This is a genomic window from Streptomyces sp. NPDC090798 (assembly GCF_044768965.1).
In the GTDB taxonomy this organism is placed as follows: domain Bacteria; phylum Actinomycetota; class Actinomycetes; order Streptomycetales; family Streptomycetaceae; genus Streptomyces.
Map to the genome: position 1 here is coordinate 57,867 of NZ_JBIVXA010000005.1, position 21,486 is coordinate 79,352.

General features: G+C 71.1%; 18 protein-coding genes. 4 read left to right on the top strand and 14 right to left on the bottom strand.

What is annotated here, in order from left to right:
* Nucleotides 1-185 precede the first annotated feature (185 nt).
* Complete coding sequence (locus ACIQTP_RS12855) at nucleotides 186-863, bottom strand: TrkA family potassium uptake protein (protein ID WP_054237132.1); 678 nt, start codon at nucleotides 861-863, stop codon at nucleotides 186-188.
* Nucleotides 863-1,534 (bottom strand): TrkA family potassium uptake protein, encoded by a 672-nt coding sequence (locus ACIQTP_RS12860; RefSeq protein ID WP_054237133.1) that lies wholly within the window; start codon nucleotides 1,532-1,534, stop codon nucleotides 863-865. Before ACIQTP_RS12860 ends, ACIQTP_RS12855 begins: the two co-directional genes overlap by 1 nt.
* A 381-nt stretch (nucleotides 1,535-1,915) precedes the next feature.
* On the opposite strand from ACIQTP_RS12860, the gene ACIQTP_RS12865 reads away from it, so the two are divergent.
* From ACIQTP_RS12865 to ACIQTP_RS12875, 3 genes are all read left to right on the top strand, one after another.
* Nucleotides 1,916-3,967: an APC family permease gene (locus ACIQTP_RS12865; protein ID WP_403399198.1), complete on the top strand. Its 2,052-nt coding sequence runs from the start codon at nucleotides 1,916-1,918 to the stop codon at nucleotides 3,965-3,967.
* A gap of 163 nt (nucleotides 3,968-4,130) precedes the next feature.
* A complete protein-coding gene (locus ACIQTP_RS12870; protein WP_403399200.1) occupies nucleotides 4,131-5,459 on the top strand; it encodes a class I SAM-dependent RNA methyltransferase in 1,329 nt (442 codons plus the stop codon).
* 555 nt (nucleotides 5,460-6,014) lie between these two features.
* The gene (locus ACIQTP_RS12875) at nucleotides 6,015-6,218 is read left to right on the top strand and encodes a hypothetical protein (RefSeq protein WP_403399203.1); all 204 of its coding nucleotides are present in this window, start codon (nucleotides 6,015-6,017) and stop codon (nucleotides 6,216-6,218) included.
* A 134-nt stretch (nucleotides 6,219-6,352) separates the two neighbouring features.
* Here ACIQTP_RS12875 and ACIQTP_RS12880 read toward each other — a convergent pair whose 3' ends face one another.
* Nucleotides 6,353-8,092, bottom strand: coding sequence for a SpoIIE family protein phosphatase (locus tag ACIQTP_RS12880; protein ID WP_403399205.1), 1,740 nt, complete (start codon nucleotides 8,090-8,092; stop codon nucleotides 6,353-6,355).
* A gap of 1,077 nt (nucleotides 8,093-9,169) precedes the next feature.
* On the opposite strand from ACIQTP_RS12880, the gene ACIQTP_RS12885 reads away from it, so the two are divergent.
* A complete protein-coding gene (locus ACIQTP_RS12885) occupies nucleotides 9,170-9,853 on the top strand; it encodes a phosphatase PAP2 family protein (RefSeq protein WP_403399207.1) in 684 nt (227 codons plus the stop codon).
* 8 nt (nucleotides 9,854-9,861) lie between these two features.
* Here ACIQTP_RS12885 and ACIQTP_RS12890 read toward each other — a convergent pair whose 3' ends face one another.
* From ACIQTP_RS12890 to ACIQTP_RS12940, 11 genes are read right to left on the bottom strand one after another with little or no spacing between them, the layout of a single operon-like run.
* On the bottom strand, nucleotides 9,862-11,196 hold the full coding sequence (locus ACIQTP_RS12890) for a glutamate-1-semialdehyde 2,1-aminomutase (protein WP_403399209.1): 1,335 nt from the start codon (nucleotides 11,194-11,196) through the stop codon (nucleotides 9,862-9,864).
* A 7-nt stretch (nucleotides 11,197-11,203) separates the two neighbouring features.
* Nucleotides 11,204-11,755 carry a dTDP-4-dehydrorhamnose 3,5-epimerase gene (gene rfbC, locus ACIQTP_RS12895; protein ID WP_403399211.1) on the bottom strand — a complete coding sequence of 184 codons (552 nt, stop codon included), beginning with the start codon at nucleotides 11,753-11,755 and terminating at the stop codon, nucleotides 11,204-11,206.
* On the bottom strand, nucleotides 11,752-12,999 hold the full coding sequence (locus ACIQTP_RS12900; RefSeq protein WP_403399213.1) for a polysaccharide pyruvyl transferase family protein: 1,248 nt from the start codon (nucleotides 12,997-12,999) through the stop codon (nucleotides 11,752-11,754). The genes rfbC and ACIQTP_RS12900 overlap by 4 nt, the downstream gene beginning before the upstream one ends.
* Nucleotides 12,996-13,943, bottom strand: a complete 948-nt coding sequence (locus tag ACIQTP_RS12905) for a glycosyltransferase family 2 protein (RefSeq protein WP_403399214.1) — start codon at nucleotides 13,941-13,943, stop codon at nucleotides 12,996-12,998. Before ACIQTP_RS12905 ends, ACIQTP_RS12900 begins: the two co-directional genes overlap by 4 nt.
* The gene (locus ACIQTP_RS12910; protein WP_403399217.1) at nucleotides 13,940-15,247 is read right to left on the bottom strand and encodes a hypothetical protein; all 1,308 of its coding nucleotides are present in this window, start codon (nucleotides 15,245-15,247) and stop codon (nucleotides 13,940-13,942) included. Before ACIQTP_RS12910 ends, ACIQTP_RS12905 begins: the two co-directional genes overlap by 4 nt.
* Complete coding sequence (locus tag ACIQTP_RS12915; protein WP_403399219.1) at nucleotides 15,244-16,527, bottom strand: DUF4910 domain-containing protein; 1,284 nt, start codon at nucleotides 16,525-16,527, stop codon at nucleotides 15,244-15,246. The genes ACIQTP_RS12910 and ACIQTP_RS12915 overlap by 4 nt, the downstream gene beginning before the upstream one ends.
* Nucleotides 16,515-17,540, bottom strand: coding sequence for an NAD-dependent epimerase/dehydratase family protein (locus ACIQTP_RS12920; protein WP_403399221.1), 1,026 nt, complete (start codon nucleotides 17,538-17,540; stop codon nucleotides 16,515-16,517). The genes ACIQTP_RS12915 and ACIQTP_RS12920 overlap by 13 nt, the downstream gene beginning before the upstream one ends.
* A gap of 3 nt (nucleotides 17,541-17,543) precedes the next feature.
* The gene (locus ACIQTP_RS12925; RefSeq protein WP_403399222.1) at nucleotides 17,544-18,191 is read right to left on the bottom strand and encodes a PIG-L deacetylase family protein; all 648 of its coding nucleotides are present in this window, start codon (nucleotides 18,189-18,191) and stop codon (nucleotides 17,544-17,546) included.
* Nucleotides 18,188-19,015, bottom strand: a complete 828-nt coding sequence (locus ACIQTP_RS12930) for a glucose-1-phosphate cytidylyltransferase (protein ID WP_402038583.1) — start codon at nucleotides 19,013-19,015, stop codon at nucleotides 18,188-18,190. Before ACIQTP_RS12930 ends, ACIQTP_RS12925 begins: the two co-directional genes overlap by 4 nt.
* Nucleotides 19,012-20,247, bottom strand: coding sequence for a class I SAM-dependent methyltransferase (locus ACIQTP_RS12935; RefSeq protein WP_403399225.1), 1,236 nt, complete (start codon nucleotides 20,245-20,247; stop codon nucleotides 19,012-19,014). The genes ACIQTP_RS12930 and ACIQTP_RS12935 overlap by 4 nt, the downstream gene beginning before the upstream one ends.
* A complete protein-coding gene (locus ACIQTP_RS12940) occupies nucleotides 20,244-21,485 on the bottom strand; it encodes a glycosyltransferase (RefSeq protein ID WP_403399227.1) in 1,242 nt (413 codons plus the stop codon). The genes ACIQTP_RS12935 and ACIQTP_RS12940 overlap by 4 nt, the downstream gene beginning before the upstream one ends.
* Between the last annotated feature and the right edge of the window lies 1 nt (nucleotide 21,486).

A 21,486-nucleotide genomic window follows, 5' to 3' on the forward strand; every position in this document is an offset into this window, starting at 1 on the left:
CGCCCCACGCCCCCGGGCCCCGCCCCCCCGCCCCGCCGCCCCCCCCGCCCCCCTCCGGGTTCCCCCCCCCGCGGGGGGGGGCCCCCCCCCCGGGGCCCCCCCCCCCCCGACGTCGTATCGGAGCTTGCTAGTGCCGCGGCAGGCAACGTTTGCCCGTCAAGGAGCGGACGTTGCCTGTTGCGGCACTAGCTCGTCGCGTCGTCGCGGCGGACCGAGAGCAGGTCCTCGAGCTGTTCCTCGCGGGCCTGGGCGGCGACGAAGAGGAGTTCGTCGCCCGCCTCCAGGGAGTCCTCCTGGGAGGGCGTGAGGACGCGGGTGCCGCGAATGATCGTGACCAGGGAGGTGTCCTCGGGCCACTCCACGTCGCCGACCTGCGTGCCGGCCAGGGCCGACTCCGGCGGGAGGGTCAGCTCGACCAGGTTCGCGTCGCCGTGGCTGAAGCGCAGCAGCCGGACCAGGTCGCCGACGCTCACGGCCTCCTCGACCAGGGCCGACATCAGACGCGGGGTGGAGACCGCCACGTCCACGCCCCAGGCCTCGTTGAACAGCCACTCGTTCTTGGGGTTGTTCACACGGGCGACGACGCGGGGGACGCCGTACTCGGTCTTCGCGAGCAGTGAGACGACCAGGTTGACCTTGTCGTCACCGGTGGCCGCGATGACCACGTTGCAGCGCTGCAGCGCCGCCTCGTCCAGCGAGGTGATCTCGCAGGCGTCGGCGAGCAGCCACTCCGCCTGCGGGACGCGCTCGACCGAGATGGCGGTCGGCGCCTTGTCGATCAGCAGAATCTCGTGCCCGTTCTCCAGGAGCTCGCCCGCGATGGAGCGACCGACGGCACCGGCACCGGCAATGGCGACCCTCATCAGTGACCGCTCTCCTCTTCGGGGCCCTCGGCGAACGACGCCTCGACCTTCTCGACGTCGTCCGTGCGCATCATCACGTGCACGAGGTCGCCCTCCTGCAGCACCGTCTGAGAGGTGGGCAGGATCGCCTCGCCCAGCCGCGTGAGGAAGGCCACACGCACCCCGGTCTCGTCCTGGAGGCGGCTGATCTTGTGGCCGACCCAGGCGGCGGAGGCGTGCACCTCGGCGAGCTGCACCCCGCCGGTGGGGTCGCGCCACAGCGGCTCGGCACCCGAGGGGAGCAGCCGCCGCAGCATCTGGTCGGCCGTCCAGCGGACGGTGGCGACGGTCGGGATGCCCAGGCGCTGGTAGACCTCGGCGCGGCGCGGGTCGTAGATGCGCGCCGCGACGTTCTCGATGCCGAACATCTCGCGGGCCACCCGGGCGGCGATGATGTTCGAGTTGTCGCCGCTGGAGACGGCGGCGAAGGCCCCGGCCTCCTCGATGCCCGCTTCGCGCAGGGTGTCCTGGTCGAAGCCGACTCCGGTGACTCGACGGCCGCCGAAGCCGGAACCCAGTCGTCGGAAGGCGGTGGGGTCCTGATCGATCACAGCGACCGTATGCCCCTGTTGCTCCAGGGTCTGGGCCAGAGCGGAACCCACTCTTCCGCAGCCCATGATGACGATGTGCACGACCGTCCTTCCGAATGTGAATGGTTACGGCTCAGGCTAAACAGGGTCTCAGACCGCCGCCCAAGCTACACACGCGCGGTCGATCAGGGGCACCCCTGTGCACGTTCGCCTGCGCGTCCTCGGCGATCAGCGGCGATTGAAGCTGCGCACGCTGAGAAGAGTCAGGATTCCGAGGCCGACGAGTCCTGCGGTGGCGCCGATGAGCTCAGCGGTCGCGTGCATGGAACCTCCATAGTGGGATAAACAGGGGCTTTGTCATATAGACATGCGGAAGTGCGCGGCCGCGGAATCCGCAACGGGGCCCCTCCCCGTTTTCACTCGGAGAGCAGATGTCGAGCGGCGGGTGGGCGACCCCCCGTTCGAACGCTTACGATCCTCTGCGTGTCCAAACTGACCGACGTGCCCAAACGGATCTTGATCGGGCGCGCACTGCGCAGTGATCGGCTCGGGGAAACCCTCCTGCCGAAGCGCATCGCACTCCCCGTCTTCGCATCCGATCCGCTCTCCTCCGTGGCCTACGCACCTGGGGAAGTGCTTCTGGTCCTCTCCATCGCGGGCGTGTCGGCCTACCACTTCAGCCCCTGGATCGCGCTCGCGGTCGTCGTGCTGATGTTCACGGTGGTCGCTTCCTACCGGCAGAACGTGCACGCCTACCCCAGTGGTGGCGGCGACTACGAGGTGGCCAACACCAACCTCGGCCCCAGGGCCGGCCTCACCGTCGCCAGCGCGCTGCTCGTCGACTACGTCCTCACCGTCGCCGTGTCGATCTCGTCCGGCATCGAGAACCTCGGCTCCGCCATCCCCTTCGTCGTCGAGCACAAGGTGCTGTGCGCCGTCGTCGTCATCGTGCTGCTCACGCTGATGAACCTGCGCGGAGTCAAGGAGTCCGGAAAGCTCTTCGCGATTCCGACCTACGTCTTCGTCGCGGGCGTCTTCATCATGATCGCGTGGGGCGCCTTCCGCGGGCTCGTCCTGAACGACACCATGCGCGCGCCGACCTCCGACTACCACATCAAGGCCGAGCACCAGGGGCTCGCGGGCTTCGCGCTCGTCTTCCTGCTGCTGCGCGCCTTCTCGTCCGGCTGCGCGGCGCTCACCGGCGTCGAGGCCATCTCCAACGGCGTCCCCGCCTTCCGCAAGCCCAAGTCGAAGAACGCCGCGAGCACTCTCGCGGCGATGGGCCTGCTGGCCGTCACCATGTTCTGCGGCATCATCGCGCTGGCCATGTCGACCAAGGTCCGGATGGCCGAGAACCCGGCCACCGACCTGATCCACAACGGCGTCCCGATCGGCTCCGGCTACGTCCAGAACCCGGTGATCTCGCAGGTCGCCGAGGCGGTCTTCGGCAAGGGCAGCTTCCTGTTCATCGTGCTCGCCGCCGCCACCGCGCTGGTGCTGTTCCTCGCGGCCAACACCGCGTACAACGGTTTCCCGCTGCTCGGCTCGATCCTCGCCCAGGACCGCTATCTGCCGCGCCAGCTGCACACCCGCGGCGACCGCCTCGCCTTCTCCAACGGCATCGTCCTGCTCGCGGGCGCCGCCACACTCCTGGTCGTCATCTACGGCGCCGACTCGACCCGGCTGATCCAGCTCTACATCGTCGGCGTCTTCGTCTCCTTCACGCTCAGCCAGACCGGCATGGTCCGGCACTGGAACCGCCACCTGCGCACCGAGAAGGACCCGGCCCAGCGCAGCCACATGATCCGCTCCCGCGCGATCAACGCCTTCGGCGCCTTCTTCACCGGCCTGGTGCTGGTCGTCGTCCTCGTCACCAAGTTCACGCACGGCGCCTGGGTCGCCCTGCTCGGCATGGTGATCTTCTACGCGACGATGAGCGCGATCCGTAAGCACTACGACCGCGTCGCCGAGGAGATCGCCGCCCCCGAGGGGCCCTCCGACGACAGCGTCCGCCCCTCCCGGGTCCACTCGGTGGTCCTGATCTCCAAGATCCACCGCCCGACCCTGCGGGCCCTCGCCTACGCCAAACTGATGCGCTCCGACACCCTCGAAGCGCTCAGCGTCAACGTCGACCCGGCCGAGACCAAGGCCCTGCGCGAGGAGTGGGAGCGGCGCGGCATCGACGTACCGCTGAAGGTCCTCGACTCGCCGTACCGCGAGATCACCCGGCCCGTCATCGAGTACGTGAAGGGTCTGCGCCGGGAGTCCCCGCGCGACGCGGTCTCGGTCATCATCCCCGAGTACGTGGTCGGCCACTGGTACGAGCATCTGCTGCACAACCAGAGCGCGCTGCGGCTCAAGGGCCGGCTGCTGTTCACGCCCGGTGTGATGGTCACCTCCGTGCCCTACCAGCTGGAGTCCTCGGAGGTCGCGAGGAACCGGGCCCGCAAGCGGCAGGAGTGGAACGCGCCGGGTGCGGTGCGCCGGGGTCCGGCGGAGGAGCGCCCGAAGGAGTCCTCGAACACCAAGAGCTGACGGCTCTGCGATCGCGGGGGCTGACGGCCTTGCGACCGCGGGGGCTGACGGGCTTGTGGTGAGCGGCCGGGCAACGTCCACGTAGACTGGTGGGCTGTTGTCCGGCCGCTCGCGGTTCCGCGACCCCTTCCTCATCCCCTTTCGCATCTGGAGTCACCCCGCCATGCAGGCAGAACCGAAGAAATCGCTGGTGGGGGAGGAGTACGAGGTCGAGATCGGCCCCGTGGCCCATGGCGGGCACTGCATCGCCCGTACGGCCGAGGGCCAGGTCCTCTTCGTCCGGCACGCCCTGCCCGGCGAGCGCGTCGTCGCGCGTGTCACGGAGGGCGAGGAGGGCACGCGCTTCCTGCGCGCGGACGCGGTGACGATTCTCTCGGCGTCCAAGGACCGCGTCGAAGCCCCCTGCCCCTACGCCGGCCCCGGCCGCTGCGGCGGCTGCGACTGGCAGCACGCCAAGCCGGGCGCGCAGCGCCGCCTCAAGGGTGAGGTCATCGCCGAGCAGCTGCAGCGGCTCGCAGGCCTCACGCCCGAGGAAGCGGGCTGGGACGGCACGGTGATGCCCGCCGAGGGCGACAAGCTGCCCGCCGGCGAGGTCCCGGCCTGGCGCACGCGCGTCCAGTACGCCGTGGACGCCGACGGCAACGCCGGACTGCGCCGCCACCGCTCGCACGAGGTCGAGCCGATCGAGCGCTGCATGATCGCGGCGCCGGGCGTGAGTGAACTCGGCATCGAGGAGCGCGACTGGTCCGGCATGGCCTCGGTCGACGCGATCGCCGCGACCGGCTCCCAGGACCGCATGGTCATCCTGGAGCCCCGCCCCGGCGCCCGCCTGCCCCTCGTGGAGCTCGACAAGCCCGTCTCCGTGATGCGCGTCGAGGAGCACGACGGCGGAATCCACCGCGTCCACGGCCGCGCGTTCGTGCGCGAGCGGGCCGACGGCCGTACGTACCGCGTCGGCAGCGGCGGCTTCTGGCAGGTCCACCCGATGGCGGCCGACACCCTGGTCAAGGCCGTCATGCAGGGCCTGATGCCGCGCAAGGGTGAGATGGCACTCGACCTGTACTGCGGCGTCGGCCTCTTCGCGGGCGCCCTCGCGGACCGCCTCGGCGACAAGGGCGCGGTCCTCGGCATCGAGTCCGGCAAGCGCGCGGTCGAGGACGCCCGGCACAATCTCACCGCCTTCGACCGGGTCCGCATCGAACAGGGCAAGGTCGAGGCGGTCCTTCCGCGCACCGGCATCACCGAGGTCGACCTGATCGTCCTCGACCCGCCCCGCGCCGGCGCAGGCAAGAAGACGGTCGAGCACCTCTCCTCCCTGGGCGCCCGCCGCATCGCGTACGTGGCCTGCGACCCGGCGGCGCTGGCCCGCGACCTCGGGTACTTCCGCGACGGCGGGTACAAGGTGCGGACGCTGCGGGCGTTCGATCTCTTTCCGATGACTCATCATGTGGAGTGCGTTGCCATCCTTGAACCGGTCGCAAAGGGTGCCTGACCTGCGGTTTCGTGCGTGCGCATGATGTGCGGTGTGGGCGTTACGGTCAGGCCCTGTCGGGTGGCGTATATCGATGGGGCGCCGAGGGCGGGCGACGTTCTGCGCGGAGCTGCTGGTTCCTGATGATCACTTGTCCCGGAAGAGACCAGCCAACGCCGTGACCTGCGATGTCTGGCCGTCGCAGGTCGTTGACCTGTATGAATGCCCTTTCGGTTGTTTCACGCTCGTACTGGCTGATGCGGCCGGAAGTCCCAGGAAAGTCGGAACGGCTCGAAGCCGGTGATGAGCATCCCGCAGCCTGGGCGCCGGGGGACTGGCGGTCGGCTTATGCCTTGCGTGATCGAGCGGGCGAACGTCAGCAGCGGAAACCCGTGGGTCGTGCCCCGGGGCTCGACGTCGGTGTAGGGCTACACCACGATCCTGCTGTGGATCTCCCTGTCCGTACGCCACACAGCACCCCTGGCGCTGGCCCTTGCGGGCGCCGGCCTTGCTTACGGCGGCATCGGTCTTCTGCTCGGCTCTCTGGTCCGCGGCGGGCTGGAGGATGTGGCGGGCGTGTCCGCGCTTCCTCTGTACGGCGTGAACCAGCTGGCGCTGAGCTCAGCCCTCACCCCGCACATCCCCTGGTCCCACGGCCTGCTCTCCCTCACCTGGTCCGCGGCGACCGGTGCCCTGGCGCTGCTCGTCCTCCACACGCACCGCCCTTCCCGCCTCCCGTGGTCCCGCAGAACGAGAGTCCAGACAGGGCGATCACGGTGAGGGCGGTCTTCCTCCCGGGCCCTCGTTGCCGGCCAGGAGGCTGTCCCATCATCGGTGTGCGTCAGGTGGTTGAGGCGAATGCCGTGCTGTGCCGGGTCCGCCGTCGAAGGTGCTCGATCTGACTCACGCGCGGGTCAGGCGGGTCCTACGGGAGGGGGTGTGCGCAGCGCGATCATGGCGACGTCGTCATCGTTGTCGCTGGGGCGGACCTGGTCCAGCAGCAAGTCGCAGAAGGAGTCGAGGGGGCGGTGGGCGAGCGAGGCCGCGTGGCGGCGCAGCCGGTCAAGCCCGTGATCGATGGAGTGGTGCGGGGATTCGACCAGTCCGTCGGTGTAGAGCAGGAGCGTGGCCTGGGGCGGCAGGACGGTGACGGCGTCGGGGCGAGGTCTGGTGACTCCGGTTCCGAGGAGTATGCCGTGAGCCTCGTCGAGGTAGCGGGTCTGACCGTCGTGGGTGATGAGCAGGGGCGGCGGGTGGCCGGCGTTCGTCCAGCGTAGGCGCCACAGTGTGTCATCCCCGAGGGTGAGCCTGGCGAGGATCATGGTGGCCATGGGTACCTCGGCTATGTGCATCACGGCATCGTCGAGCCGTGTGACGACGGCGCTGGGCGCGGCCTCGGGGTGGGACCAGGCGAAGGCGCGCAGCATGTTGCGGACCTGCGCCATGCCGGCTGCGGCGTCGAGATCGTGTCCGACGACGTCGCCGATGGCCAGTGCGTGGGCGTGGGTGGCCAGAGCGAAGGCGTCGTACCAGTCACCGCCCACGGATGAGGCGTCCGGAGCGGGTACGTAGCGCGCGGTCATCTCCAGCCCGGGCAGGACGGGCAGCTGGGGCAGCAGGTGGCGTTGCATGGTCTCGGCGACTTTGCGCTGGCGCTGGTACAGGCGCGCGTTGTCCAGCGCCAGGCCCGCCCGGCGGGTGAGGTCCTCCAGCAGCGGCAGGTCGGCAGGGGTGAAGGCGTCATGACGCTGGGCGCGGCCCAGGGTCAGGGCGCCGAGGACGTCCCGCAGTCCGCGAATGGGTGCGATGACGGCGGAGTGCATACCTGTCGCGGTGAACAGACGCTGCTGCTCGACCGCTATGCCGGAGTCGGGCGGACCTTGGTAGGTGGCGGGGCCGGCGAGGGAGGAGGCGGCGCCGCGCAGGGCCCGTGACAGGGGCATCGGTGACTCTGCCGGCACGGGAGGCATCGGGCCCTGCAGGTCGTCCCGCTCGACGAGAATGCCGTCCTTGTGCTCCATCACGAGAACGCGTCGTACTTCGTCACGTTCGGTGAGCAGGTCGAACACGGCCCAGTCCGCGAGCCGGGGCACGGTCAGGGCCGCCAGTCGGTGCAGCGCCTCGTCCGCGTCCAGGGTGGACGTGAGCTGCGTGGTCGTCTCCGCCAGCAGGGACAGGCGGTCCAGTTCCGTCAGCGGCGCGGAGTGCCCGCCGTCGGTGTGGCGCACGTCCCCTGGCCTCGGCTCGTACAGCATCGCCAGCGCACCTGTCCCGCCCGGACCGGGTGAGTAGGGCGTGACCAGCCAGGACAACTGGACGAGAGTGCCGTCCCCGCAGGCGAACCACTCGGCGTCGCCATGTCTGGTGTCCCCCGTGAGGATGGCCTTCCTCATCAGGCAGCGCGTGCGCGGCACCGAGTGCCCGTATCTGTCCCGGTGCAGCAGGTCGTGGAAGTCCTGACCGACGAGTTCTGAGGCTTCCCTGCCCAGCAGGCTTTGGGCCGCGCTGTTGACCGCGACGATGAGGCCATCGTCATCGATCGCGATGGCGGAAGCCCGCAGGTTTTCCAGCGTTCCGTCGAGCAGGGCGCCGGAACGCGCCTGATGCCCGGACAGGGGGACGCTTTCCCTGCCGGGAGCGGCGACGTCGTCCATGTTCCTCCTCTGTTTCAAGCCCGAATCGAGGCGAATACCCCAATTGGATTCGGGCATGCGTCGAAGGCTCGTCTTCCCTGCTGCGACTGCTCGAGCACATTCTGGTGGTGCAGGAAGAAGCTGTCCTTTACGTCACGAATGCCGGTCGTGAGTGATGAGGAGGAGGGGACTGTTGGTCTTGGCGCTCGTTTGACGCTCTCGGCGCACGCACGCGGAGCAATGAGCCGGAGAACGGTCCCTGAGCTGGTGTTCTTCGTGACTCGTCCGGGACGACCTCTTTTCGATGACGCATCATGTGGAGTGCTTCGCCATCCTCGAACCGGTCCGGCAGGCCGTCTGACCTGCGATTTCTCGGGAATCGGCATAGGTTCGGCCTGGTGGTGGGCTGCGTGCCGGGGGCACTGGGCCGCTTGACGCACGGATGGCGTTCGTTCTGAGTGGCCGTCAAAGCGATCCAGAACCAAAATTCGCGGAGTGTCGACACCCAGACTTTCCGACGGCGGTTTGCCGTGACCGCGTTGTTGGTTAGGGTGACAAATGGACGACGGGGTCTCGTTGGTGGGGAGTTGGCACCAGTGGAGGCCGAAGGCCACGTCGACCAGCGACAGTGGCGTTGGACCGCTTGGCCGGAAAAGCGGGCCTGGAAGTCGGCCCGGCTCAGTTCACGCTTGACGTGTTTGCAGTCTTGCCCGGTCCAGCCGTGCGCAGCCCGTACCTCTGACGATCCCGGCCATGTCGGCGGGCGGCAGCGGCAGTTCTCGGGGGCGCGGTATCGCGGTAGCGGCAGGTGACATGGCGTCGGCCCCGACGGGAGGGGGAGGTGCATCGCATCTGCCGGATGGTCTGCGACGGTGTGCGGGCTTTTCCCCGTCTCGGTCATGAGCCGGGTGTTCGGCTCGACCGCCATCAAAGAGGGGGTCGCGGCGCGGGCCCCGACCACCAGGTGGGCGCTGATCAATGGCTGCCCGCCGGTCGGATGAAGGGCCGCATCCTCACCCTGTCTCAAGGAGTCAAGATCCGGAACACCATCTGCCGATCACGGCAGAGCACCGCAGGTCGACCGGACGCGGTGGGCGTGTGACCGGCCGGTCGGCGCCCGCGGTGCTGCCCCCGTCGCTGCGCGTGTGGCTCGGGCCGATCGCGGCCCTCGCCGCGCTGGTGGTCGTCGCGCTCGGGGTCCTGTACGCCGGCCACAGCGAGCCCGGCATGGTGGACGCGCGGATTTGGGCGCCGACGGCGGACAGCGTGCGGCCGCCGTGGCGGTACGTCGCTCTGGCCATGGACTTCTTGGGGGAGCCCGCAGGATCGGTGATGCTGGTCGTGGCCGCCGTGACGGGCTGCCTGCTGCTTCGGCGTCCTCGCGCGGCGGTGCTCGTCGTGGCCGGCGTCGGCATGACCGTGGCGACGACGACGCTGCTCAAGTCCTTGGTGGGGCGCACCATCCACGGCGACAACCTGTCCTATCCGAGCGGGCACACCGCCTTCGTCACCGCGCTCGCTCTCGTGGTGGCGCTGCCGGCGACCGGCCGGCTCGGCCTCGGCAGGACGGCCGGCACGTTACTCGTGCTCGCCGCGGCGCTGGTCGCCGGCGCCGTCATGGGCTGGGCGCAGGTCGCCCTGGGCGCGCACTACCCGACCGACGTCCTGGGCGGCTGGTGCACCGCGCTGGCTGTGATACCGGCGACCGCGTGGCTGGTCGACCGGACGGCTGACCGGCTGGCCGATCGGACGGCCGACGCCGGTCGGCGGGAGCGTCGCTGACGTCAACGTCACGCCAAGCGGCGGAATACGGGCTTCACCGGTCGTCCGCCCAGCCAGGGGGTGGGGTCAGCGGCGTCTAGGGCCTTCCGGTACACCGCACATGCCTGAGCCACCACCTCGACGGTGTGATCGATGTCGGCGTCGCCGAGCGCGCTGCTCACCACGAACGACGGGGCCAGCACCCCGCCCGCGAGGAGCCGGCGCAGGAACAGGGTCCGGTACTGCTGCGAGGGCTGCCGGTTCTCGTCGAGGGTGGCGAAGACCAGGTTGCTGGCGCGGCCCCGGACGACGATGTGGTCGCCGACGCCCATGCCGGCCGCGGCCTCCCGGACACCGGCGGCCAGCCGCTCGCCGAGGGCGTGCAGCCGCGCGGTGACGCCCTCTTCGACGTAGGTGGCCTGCACGGCCATCGCGGCCGCCAGGGAGTGCGTTTCCGCACCGTGCGTGGTGGACAGCAGGAACACCCGGTCGCCGGAGTGACGCAGGCCGCCCAGCTCCATCAGATCGCGGCGCCCGGCCAGCGCGGAGACGGCGAATCCGTTGCCCAGCGCCTTGCCGAACGTGGAGAGGTCGGGGACGACGCCGTACAGGCCCTGGGCGCCCGCCTCGGACCAGCGGAAGCCGGTGATCATCTCATCGAAGATCAGTACGCAGCCGTGCCGGTCGGCCAGCTCGCGCAGGCCGGCGAGGTACCCGGGCGGCGGCTCGGTGTGGGTGGCGGGTTCGAGGATCAGGCAGGCGACCTCGTCCTGGTACCGGGTGAGCAGTTCCTCCGTGGCGGCCAGGTCCCCGTAAGGGAACGCCACGGTGAGCTCGTTGGTCGCCGCCGGGACACCGGCGGACATCGGCGTGGTGCCGATGAACCAGTCGTCGACGGAGAAGAACGGATGGTCGGCGCAGAGGGCCACCCGCGGGCGTCCGGTGGCGGCGCGGGCGAGGCGCACCGCGGCGGTGGTGGCGTCGGAGCCGTTCTTGGCGAACTTCACCATCTCGGCGGTCGGCACCGTGGCCAGGAAGCGTTCCGCGGCTTCGACCTCCACGATGGACGGCCGGACGAAGTTGCTGCCGCGGTCGAGTTCCCGCCGCACCGCCTCGATCACGCGTGGGTGGGCGTGGCCGAGGCTGACCGACCGCAGGCCGGAGCCGTACTCGATGTAGCGGTTGCCGTCGATGTCCCACACGTGGGAACCGCGGCCGTGGCTGATGACCGGGGCCAGGTCGTCGGGGTACTGGTCGTCGCCCTTGGCGTAGGTGTGCGCGCCCCCGGGGATCAGGGCGTGCAGCCGCTCGTTGGCCAGCCGCGAGCGGGGCAGGAGGAACTCTCCGGTGTCTTCGGTGTGCACGCCGACCTCAACCTTCTTGGTGCTTGAGGACCTCGGCGAGGCTCGGCGCCTCCCGGTCCCGCTGGGACATCGATGCGGCCGGCAGCGGCCAGGGGATGGCGAGCTCGGGGTCGTCGAAGGCGATCGTCACGTCCTCGGCCGGATCGTGTGGGCGGTCGATCCGGTACGAGGTGTCGGCGGTCTCGGTCAGCGCCTGGAATCCGTGCGCGCACCCCGCCGGGATGTACAAGGTCACCTGCGTCTCGCCGGACAGCTCGAAGAAGGCCCGGTTCCGGTACGTCGGCGAGTCCGGCCGCAGGTCCACGACGACGTCGAAGATCCTCCCGTACGAGCACCGCACCAGCTTGGCCTCGCCCGCGCCGGAGCGCAGGTGCAGGCCGCGCAGCACGCCCCGGACCGAGCGGGACAGGCTGTCCTGGACGAAGGCCTCCGGGTCGAGGCCCACCGAGCGGACCACGTCGGCGTCGAAGGTCCGGCAGAAGAAGCCGCGTTCGTCGGTGTACGGCGTCGGCTCGAAGAGGTACGCGCCGGTGATCTCCGGGACTTCGGTCGCTTTCATGGAGACTCCTGCCGAGCGTGGGCGTGGGTGTGGTCGGTCGCCGGGAACAGGGCCGCGGTCAAGGCCGTGAACTGGTGCTCGAGTTGCCGGGCGGCGGCCAGGTTCCGCTCGACGAGGGTCTGCCGCAGCTCGGCCGAACGCTTCTCCAGCGCACGGAACTGCTCCAGCAGCCGGTCGGCGTCGACCTCGCGCGCCGGGTGGCAGTACGCGCCGAGGCCCATCTCCGCCATGAGCGCGTCGCTTTTCGCCGCGTAGCAGAGAGCGAGCACCGGCGTACCGGTCTTCAGCGCGCAGATCAGGTTGTGGTACCGGATCGCCACCACGGTGTCGGCAGCCGCCATCTCCTTCATCAGGTCGGCCAGTGAGGACGGCTCGGCAGCGGTGACCAGCGGCGAGTCCACCGCGGCGAGGATCGCGGCGACGACCGACGCGTCGCACTCGTCACCGGTGAGCAGCCGGACGGCCCTGTCCTCCTCGACCAGCGCGCGGACGAACCGGATCGTCCCGTCGAGGTAGCGCCGGTATATCTCGTCGGCCCGGGCGCGGTCGTCGTTGCCGCCGTGGAAGTCCATGACGCCGACGCAGACGGGGCCCGGCGGGTCCGACGGGTCCGAGGGCGTGCTCGCCCGTGGCGTCGGCAGGGCGAACGCGAGGTCCGGGTAGACCTCGTCGCGCGCGGTGTCCACGCCCATCGCCCGCATCGCGTCGCGGGACTGCGCGTCCCGGTACGACCGGTACGCGGCCAGCCGCGCCGACCGGCGCACCAGGGCCCGGGTCGGCCGGTTGCCGATCGTCGCGGCGCCGACGCTGACCAGCGCCACCCGGGTGCGCAGCAGCCGGCCGCTCGCGCAGAGCAGGAACAGCGAGTAGGGGAAGCCCCACGGCCGCAGCGGCAGTGTCGCCTCCAGGACGCCCATGCCCGGCACGATCACCGCGTCGTGCCGGCGCACCCAGGCAGCGGTGCGGAAGACGTCGACGAGTTTGCCCAGCCCCTTCGCCGCGATCGCGCCCGCGCGCGACGCGGTCCGGTACTCCCCGCGGTACCAGTGCAGCCGCGTCGCGGGGATCCCGAACCGGGTCGTCACGGCCTCGGGTCCGCCGCACAGCGCGTCCACGACCGCCTCCGGGTGTTCGGCGCGGAGGTACCCGAGCACGGCTTCGAGTGATCCGTCGTTGCCGAGGTTGCCGGAGCCGAGCAGGCCGAACACCCCGACGCGCACCGGGGTTTCGTCCGCGGACGTCATGCCTGCCTCCCCTCACGGCCGGCGACGAGGGCGTCGACGGAGACCGTGAGCAGGCCCGGATCGACCGGGGCGCGGTCCTCGACCCGCTCACCGGCGCCCGGCCGGACCCGGCTGGTCAGCCACGCGGCCAGGTGGCGGTAGCACGCGCGCCGGTCGGCCGGGGACAACGGCGCCCGCCGGATCGCGGAGGCGAAGCCCCAGATGTACTCGGCGAGCAGCCGGGGCGTCGGGTGCAGCGGGCCTGCCCGGCGCGGGTCCAGGTTGACGCACCGGGAGCGCTTGGAAGGGTTCGCCCGCTCGGCGCGGGTGGGGTGGTCGCGGCGGAAGTACAGCAGCTCCGGCACCTGGTGGAAGGGACCGTGCAGGGTGATCTCGGCGACGAACGTGCGGTCCGCGTGGTGGTAGCTGTCCATCGGTTTCACCCGGCGCAGCATGTCGGCCCGCATCACCCCGTAGAAGTCGTCGCCGCCCGGCTCGAACAGCAGGCTGCGGAAGCGCTCCGGCGCCCGCGGAGAGTCGGTGGCCAGCGTGTACTCGTAGGGGACCGTCACCTGGCCGTCGCCGTCGATGACCGCCTGGCCGGTGTGCGCGAGGATGATGTCCGGCCGCTCGTCCAGCGCCTCCACGCAGCGCCGCAGCAGGTCCCGGCCGTACAGGTCGTCGTGCGAGGCCCACTTGAACAGCTCGCCGCGGGACTCGGCGAACACATGGTTGTGGTTCGGCGTGGCGCCGATGTTCCTGGGCAGCCGGAGATACCGGATGCGCGAGTCCCGTGCGGCGTACTTGCGGCAGATCTCCTGGGTCCCGTCGGTCGAGGCGTTGTCGGAGATGACCAGCTCGAAGTCCTCGTAGGTCTGGCCGAGCAGGGCGTCGAGCGACTCGGCCAGGTACTCCTCGCCGTTGTACACGGGCAGGCCGATGCTCAGCCTCGGTCGGTCGGTCATGAGGTCCTCACTTCGGGGATGGGATCGCGGTGGCGCTCGCGCAGGGCGGACCGCAGTTGCAGCCACCACACGGCCGAGCCGCTGACAGTCGCGGCGGCGACGCCCCAGGCCGAGCCGGCCGTACCGGCGAGGGCCGCCCCGCCGAGCCCGCCGCCGACATAGCAGGCGGAGGCGAACAGCTGGCAGCGCAGGCTGCGCCGGGCCGCGCCGAGCGCGCGCAGCCCGGCCGCCGCGCCGGTGCCGAGGCCCGCGCCCGCGACGCTGAGGGTGATCTGCACGACGAGCTGCGAGGAGGAGTGCCAGACGTCGCCGAGCACCAGCTCGCCGAGCCGGCCGGGCATCAGCAGCAGCGCCGAGCCCCAGAGCAGCGCTCCGGTGGCCTGCCCCCCGCCGAGGAGGAGGCAGAACCTGCCCAGTTGATGCGGGGCCTGCCGCAGCACCCGCGCCGCCTCCGGGACGGTGACCAGCGAAAGCCCCATCAGCACGGCGAGGAACGGGCCCATCAGGAGCTCGGCGCCCCGCACCGCGCCCACCGCGCTCACCCCGACGATCGCGCCGAGCCCGTACGCCCGCAACTGGCTCGCGCCACTGAGGCTGACGTTCTCGACCAGGTACCGGTAGCCGAGATCGCGCTGCTCGCGAAGCCAGCCGCGCGCCTCGGTCATCCGGGGCCGGATGCCGGACTGGAGGTAGCCGTACCCCCCGGCCACCGTGGCGGACGCGCCCCAGGCGAGCACGAAGGCGGCCACGCTGCCCACATGGGCCGCCAGCACCATGGCCGGGACGAGCGCGACGCCCCACACGACGTCGTTGAGGAACGCCTTCCGCCCGGCGCCCGCGGCGAAGAACGTGAACCGCCAGGCGTCCTGGAGCAGCAGCCCCGGCAACATGACGCCGAGGGCGGCGAACGCGGGCCCCACGCGGCCGCCGAGACCGAGCCCGGCCACCAGACACACCACGCCGAGGGCCGTACCGACGCCGAGTGCGGTACCCGTCGAGCGGGCCACCGCCCCGCGCCAGGACGCGTCCGGCACGCCGCTGAAGCGCACCACGAGCGGGTCGGTGGCAAGGCCGCGGGAGACGTTGAGCACCACGCCGTACGTCACCCAGGCGAGGCTGAACACGCCGAACGCGGTCACCCCCAGCGAGCGGGCCACGTAGATGCCCACCGCGAAGTTGCTGATGCTGGAGGCCGCCTGGTCGGCCAGTCCCCAGGACAGCCGGCCGACGAGGGCCCGCCTGGCGGACCCGGCCGGTGGCGCCGTTGTCTGCGGATTCTCCCCCTGGGTGGTCATCGGCGTCATGCCTTGATCAGTTCGGCGCCGCACAGGGCGCCGGCCGCGGCGGCGACGGTGTCGAACGGGAGCCCGGACCGCTCGGCGACGTCCAGCAGACTGTGCTCGCCGTCGGACAGGCTGAGCACCCAGAGCATGGCCATCTGGGCCTGCTTGGCGTCGCTGCGGCCGCCGAGCGAGTCGTACAACCCGCGCCGGCCCAGTTGCGGTTCGCCGTAGGGGCTGAGGTTGACGTACTGCCGGTTGCGGTCGAGGACGGCGAACGCCTCGCGGCAGACGGCGAGGGTGTCCGCCATCGCCTCCGGGGAGACGAAGTCCGGGTTGTCCGCCGAGGTGTGGTACTCGGGGTACCCGGCGTACGGGGTCCGGCTGAGCGAGCCCACGCCCAGGTCGAACCCGGGCGAGCAGAACTGCCGCTCGTCGTAGCCGTACGGAGTGAACTCGGCGACGCGGTGCGGGCGTTCGGACGCGGCCAGCACATGCCGCAACACCCGGTCGATCTCCGCGTCGCCGCGCCTGCTCTGTTTGTACGTCAGATGGCCCGGGTCGCCGGCGCAGGCCAGCACCAGCCCGTGCTTGACCCGTTCGATCCGCTCCGCGTTGCGGGCCAGCCAGGTGATCGCCCCGATGGTGCCGGGCGCGTAGATGAACCGGTAGGTGTAGTGCGGCGTCTCCTGCGCCAGCGCGCGGGCCAGGAACGTCGCCACCGCGATACCGGCCAGGTTGTCGTTGGCCAGCGACGGGTGGCAGACGTGGCAGGAGACGATCACCTCGTCGGCGACCTGCCCGGGGACCACGTGCTCGGCGTAGGTGAGGTGGCCGTCGGCGAGCGTGGAGTCGATGCGCACCTCGTACTCGCCGTCCGGCAGCTCGTCCAAGGTCTCCTGGGCCAGGCAGAATCCCCATTCCGGGGTGTAGTAGCTGGTGCGGTACGGCACCCAGGCCGGGTGGTCCGGCAGGGTGTGCAGGTGTTCGCGCAGCTCGGCCAGCGGCATGGTCGCCGACACCGGCACGCTGTAGCCGAGCACGTGCAGGCTGGACGCGGCGAAGTCGACGACCCGGTGGCCGGCGCTGTCGGCGATGTACGCGTCCCGGATGTTCCACTCCTGCGGCACCGTCCAGTCGAGCACCCGCGTCCCGGTCGGCACCTCGTGCACCTGTAGGGGGACGTATTCGCCGACGATCTCCAGGGTGGCGCGCACACCGTCGCCGGTGATGCTCCGGCACAGCGGGTACAACCGCTCCACCAGCGCGTGCATCTCCTCGCCGGCCGCGGTCATCGGCGCCACCGCAGAGTGTCGTCGACGTTGCCGGCGTCGGACGCCGCGCGCAGCACGGCAAGCCGGGTGAAGCGCTGCTCGAAGTCCTCCCGGGTCAGCCCGTGTTTCCGGTAGGCGTCGGCGAGTTCGAGCGCGCCCTGCTGCACCGTCCACTCGCAGTCGAAGCCGGGGATCGCGGCGCGGAACCGGGAGAAGTCCACCCGGTACGACCGCGGATCGGCACCGGTCTCGCCGGTGATCACCACCTTCGAGCCGGACACCGCCTCGGCTACCTGCTCGGCGATCTCGGCGACCGTGACGTTGTTGACCTCGCTGCCGATGTTGAACGCCCGGTCGTGCACGGCTTCGCGCGGCGCGGTCAGCGCGGCCGTGAAGGCCCGTGCGATGTCGGCGGCGTGCACCAGCGGGCGCCAGGGGGTGCCGTCGGAGAGCACGAGGACCTCGCCGGACAGGAGCGCGTGCCCCACCAGGTTGTTCAGCACGATGTCGGCGCGCAGCCGGGGCGAGTAGCCGAAGGCGGTGGCGTTGCGCATGAACACCGGAGTGAAGTCGCCGTCGGCCAGCGCGTGCAGGTCGTCCTCCACCCGCACCTTGGACTCCGCGTACGGCGTCACCGGGCGCAGCGGGGCGTCCTCGGTCACCAGGTCGTCCCCGCCGGCGGCGCCGTAGACCGAGCAGGTGGACGCGTACAGGAAGCGCCGCACTCCGGCCTCGCGGGCCAGCCGGGCCAGCCGCACGGACGCGTGGTGGTTGATGTCGTAGGTGAGGTCCGGCGCCAGCGATCCCAGCGGGTCGTTGGACAGCGCGGCCAGGTGGATCACGGCGTCCACCCCGGCCACGTGTTCGGCCGTGACGTCGCGCAGGTCCACCCGTCGCCCCGGAGGGTCTGCGGGCTGCGGGCCCAGGACGCAGTCGGCGAAGAGCCCGGCATCGAGACCGACGACCTCGTGCCCGGCGGCCGCGAGGACCGGGGCCATCACGGTGCCCAGATAGCCCTGGTGTCCGGTCAGCAGTACGCGCAAGGTTCATTCCCCCAGGTTGAGAGTGAGTTTGGTGACGGCGAACGCCTCGGCGTAGCGGGCGTGGCATTCGATGCCGCGGATCCGCGCGAGGCCGAGGAAGGCTTCCCGGTCGTACCAGGGCCGGTGCCGTTGCGAGGGGTAGTGCTCCTGCAACAGCCGCACCTTCTGTTCGGCGATCTCCGGCGTCAGCGGCTGGTACGCCGCCGGCCGGCCGAGATCGCCGTCCCACTTGACGATCTCGTAGCCGAGTACGAGGTGGTCGCGGAACGCGGTGGGCAGCAGCTGTGCCAGGCCGCGGTGATCCTGGTGCGCGTCATCGGTACGCGGGGCGAGGACCAGATCCGGCTCGGTCCGCTCGCGCAGCTCCTCGACCGCGGCCTTGGCCTCCTCCCAGTGCGCGGGCATCCGGCCGTCCGGCAGCTTGAGCACGGTCAGCCGCAGGTCGGCGCCCGGGCAGAAGGCGGCGAGCGCGGCCTGCTCCTCCTGCTCCCGTTCGCTGCCGCCGCCGGAGAGCACCAGCGCGTCGACGCGGACACCCGGCCGCGCGAGGCACAGCGTCAGCAGCGTGCCGCCGGCGCCGATGGCGATGTCGTCGCAGTGCGCCCCCACCGCGACGATCCGGTCCAGGCGCCCCGCCCCGAGCCGGATCACGCTCTCGCTCCGGAGCCGTCCCTGCTGCCGGTCGCGCTCGCCCCCGCGCCGTCCCGTTCCCACACGGCCCACGGGCGGTCGCCCCGGGCGTAGGCGTCGTCGAGCGCGGCCCGCTCCTTCACGGTGTCGGTCGGCTTCCAGAAGCCCCGGTGCTGGTGCGCCACCAGCCGGCCGCGCTTGGCCAGTTGGGCGCATCCGTCGGCGACCAGGTCCCCGTTCTCCGGGATGTGGTCGAAGACCTCCTGGCGGAGCACGAAATAGCCGCCGTTCTCCCACAGCGGCATGTCGCTCACCGCGGTGATGCCCCCCACCAGGCCGTCCTCGCCCAGGTCCACGCAGTGGAACGACGACTGCGGCGGCACCACCATCATCGACGCACCGGCGTCGCGCCGGGCGAACCGGTCGATCATGTCCGGCAGTGGGGCGTCGGTGAGCACGTCGGCGTAGTTGGCGAGGAACATCTCGTCGCCGTCCAGGTGATGCCGCACCCGGCGCAGCCGCTCCCCGATCGGTGACTCGATGCCGGTCTGCGCGAACGTGATCGTCCAGTCGGCGATGTCGGTGGACAGCAGCTCGGTCCGCCCGCCCCGCAGCACGAAGTCGTTGGACGTCGTCTCCTCGTAGTTGAGGAAGAAGTCCTTGATGTGGTGGGCCCCGTACCCGAGGCACAGGATGAACTCCGTGTGCCCGAAGTACGCGTAGTAGCGCATCACGTGCCAGATCAGCGGCCGCGGGCCGACCATCGCCATCGGCTTGGGCACGTCGTCGGAAGCTCCGTTGCGCATACGCAGCCCGTAACCGCCGCAGAACAGGACGACCTTCATGACTTGGCCTCGACAATGCTCAGTTCCGGGATGGGGAAGACCAGCCGGCCGCCCCACTCGTGCACGAAGGACAGCTGCTCGACCAGCTCGGCCCGCAGGTTCCACGGCAGGACGAGGACGTAGTCCGGTCTGTCGGCGGCTATCCGCTCGGGCGGCAGGATCGGGATGCGGGTGCCCGGGGTGAACCTGCCGTGCTTGTAGGGGTTGCGGTCGACCGTGTACGGGAGCAGGTCGGGCCGGATGCCGCAGTGGTTGAGCAGGGTGTTGCCCTTGCCCGGGGCGCCGTAGCCGGCGACCGTCTCACCGCGCTCGGCCGCCTCGATGAGGAACCGCAGCAGGTCCCGGCGCACCTTGGCCACCCGGGCGGAGAACTCGGTGTACCCGGACAACTCCTGCAGCCCGGCGGCCTTCTCCCGGTCCAGCACGTCGGCCACCCGCCGGGTCGGCTCGCCGGCCACCTCGGCCGGCCGGGCCCACAGCCGGATGGAGCCGCCGTGCGTGGGCAGCAGCTCGACGTCCACGAGCGCGAGTCCGCCACTCGCCAGCGCCCGGGTCGCGGAGGCGACCGTGTAGTACTGGAAGTGCTCGTGGTAGATCGTGTCGTACTGGTTCTCCTCGATCAGGGTCAGCAGGTGCTGCACCTCGATGGAGACCCAGCCGTCGTCGGCGACCAGGGCGCGCAGCCCCCGGGTGAACCCGACCACGTCGGGGATGTGCGCGTACACGTTGTTGGCCACGACCAGGTCCGCCGGGCCGTGCTCGGCGCGGACGGCCGAGCCGGTGTCGGGGCTCAGGAACGCCGTGTGCGTGGGCACCCCCGCCTCCCGCGCAGCGGCGCCGACGTTCACCGACGGCTCGATGCCGAGGCAGCGGATCCCGCGGTCGACCACGTGTCGCAGCAGGTACCCGTCGTTGCTCGCCACCTCGACCACGAAGGCGTCGGTGCCGAGACCCAGCCGCTGTACGGCGTCGGCGACGAACGTGCGCGCGTGTTCCACCCAGGAGGTCGAGTAGGAGGAGAAGTACGCGTACTCCTTGAACGTCTCCTCCGGCGTGATCAGCGGAGGGATCTGCGCGAGCCAGCATTCGGTGCAGACCCGCAGGTGCAGCGGGTACGCCGGCTCCGGCTGGTCCAGTTGGTCCGCGGCGAGAAAGCTCTCACACGGTGGCGTCGCCCCAAGATCGACGACGCTCGTCATCGCTTCCGAGCCGCAGAGTCGGCATCGTGTCATCTGCTGTCCCCATCCCCCCTGCTCGCGCGGGTGTCCCCACCGCGAGCCAGTGCTGACCGACCCGCGATCGCGGTGCGGTACTCCTCGACCAGCCGCTCAAGGCCTACGGCCGGGCTGAATCCCTGCTCGTAGCGGCGCCGGGCCGCCTGGCCCATCTCCTGGTTGCGGGCCGACTCGGCCGTGATCCGGCGCAGGCAGGACGCGAGCGAGGCGGGCTCGCCCGGCCGGTGCAGCAGCCCGGTGACGCCGTCCTCGACGAGTTCGACGAAGGCGCCGTGACCTGCGGCGACGGTCGGGACCCCGGCCGCCATCGCCTCCACGACCACCAGGCCGAACGCCTCCAGCCACGTCGAGGGAGCCACCACGGCGACCGACCGCGCGATGGCCTGCCGGCACTCCGCCGTGTCATAAAGGCCGACGTACCGCACGTCGTCCCGGCCCGCCGCCCAGGCGGTCACCTCCGGCTCCAGCGGCCCCGTACCGGCGATCACGAGCGGGACGCCCACACCGCCGCTCGCCTCTGCCTCGTCCCACGCGGCCATGAGAAGCCGTACGCCCTTGGCCTCCGCGAGCCGGCCGAGATAGAGCAGATGATCGCCTGCGCCATCCCGGCGGGCGCCCGGTTCGGGCACGAAGTTGTGCTTCACCGCCAGTCGCTCGGCCGGCATGCCGGCCCGCACCAGGACATCGCGCTGCGCCGCGGAGATGCAGAAGAACCGCTCCACGCCGGACCACCACCGCCGTCGGTTGACCGACATGCTGACGGCGAGCGGCACCGTCGCGAGGCGGGAGCCGCGGTAGCAGCCGTGCCGGACGGCGGGCAGCGGCGCGGACCCGACGCACTCGGTGCACGGCCGGCCGTCCCGCTGGAGCGTGCCGGGCGGGCAGACCTGGGTGTAGTTGTGCAGCGTGGCGACGGCGGGCACACCGGCGTCGGCGCAGGCGGCGAGCACCGCGGGCGACAGGAGCGGGAAGACGTTGTGGACGTGCACCACGTCCGGCCGCTCGGTGCGCAGCCGGGCGGCGAGCTCCGCGCGCACCGCCGGGTTCCACGGCACGAGGAGCGGCACCGCGACCTTGCCGAGGAGGGAGCGGGCGGCGATGTCGTCGCTGCGCCGCTCGAACACCTCGACCCGGTGGCCGGCCGCGCGCAGCAGTGCCACCTCCTGGTCGACGACCTTGTTCTCCCCGCTCGGCTGCGCCGAGGCGTAGCGGTTGTGCACCACGAGGACGTGCATG

Excerpts from the sequence above, each read along its gene's own strand:
- ACIQTP_RS12910 (WP_403399217.1), bottom strand. The coding sequence starts at position 15,247 with ATGACGCCGATGACCACCCAGGGGGAGAATCCGCAGACAACGGCGCCA.
- rfbC (WP_403399211.1), bottom strand. The coding sequence starts at position 11,755 with ATGAAAGCGACCGAAGTCCCGGAGATCACCGGCGCGTACCTCTTCGAG.
- ACIQTP_RS12870 (WP_403399200.1), top strand. The coding sequence starts at position 4,131 with ATGCAGGCAGAACCGAAGAAATCGCTGGTGGGGGAGGAGTACGAGGTC.
- ACIQTP_RS12905 (WP_403399214.1), bottom strand. The coding sequence starts at position 13,943 with ATGACCGACCGACCGAGGCTGAGCATCGGCCTGCCCGTGTACAACGGC.
- ACIQTP_RS12880 (WP_403399205.1), bottom strand. The coding sequence starts at position 8,092 with ATGGACGACGTCGCCGCTCCCGGCAGGGAAAGCGTCCCCCTGTCCGGG.
- ACIQTP_RS12900 (WP_403399213.1), bottom strand. The coding sequence starts at position 12,999 with ATGACGTCCGCGGACGAAACCCCGGTGCGCGTCGGGGTGTTCGGCCTG.
- ACIQTP_RS12940 (WP_403399227.1), bottom strand. The coding sequence starts at position 21,485 with ATGCACGTCCTCGTGGTGCACAACCGCTACGCCTCGGCGCAGCCGAGC.
- ACIQTP_RS12930 (WP_402038583.1), bottom strand. The coding sequence starts at position 19,015 with ATGAAGGTCGTCCTGTTCTGCGGCGGTTACGGGCTGCGTATGCGCAAC.
- ACIQTP_RS12935 (WP_403399225.1), bottom strand. The coding sequence starts at position 20,247 with ATGACACGATGCCGACTCTGCGGCTCGGAAGCGATGACGAGCGTCGTC.
- ACIQTP_RS12855 (WP_054237132.1), bottom strand. The coding sequence starts at position 863 with ATGAGGGTCGCCATTGCCGGTGCCGGTGCCGTCGGTCGCTCCATCGCG.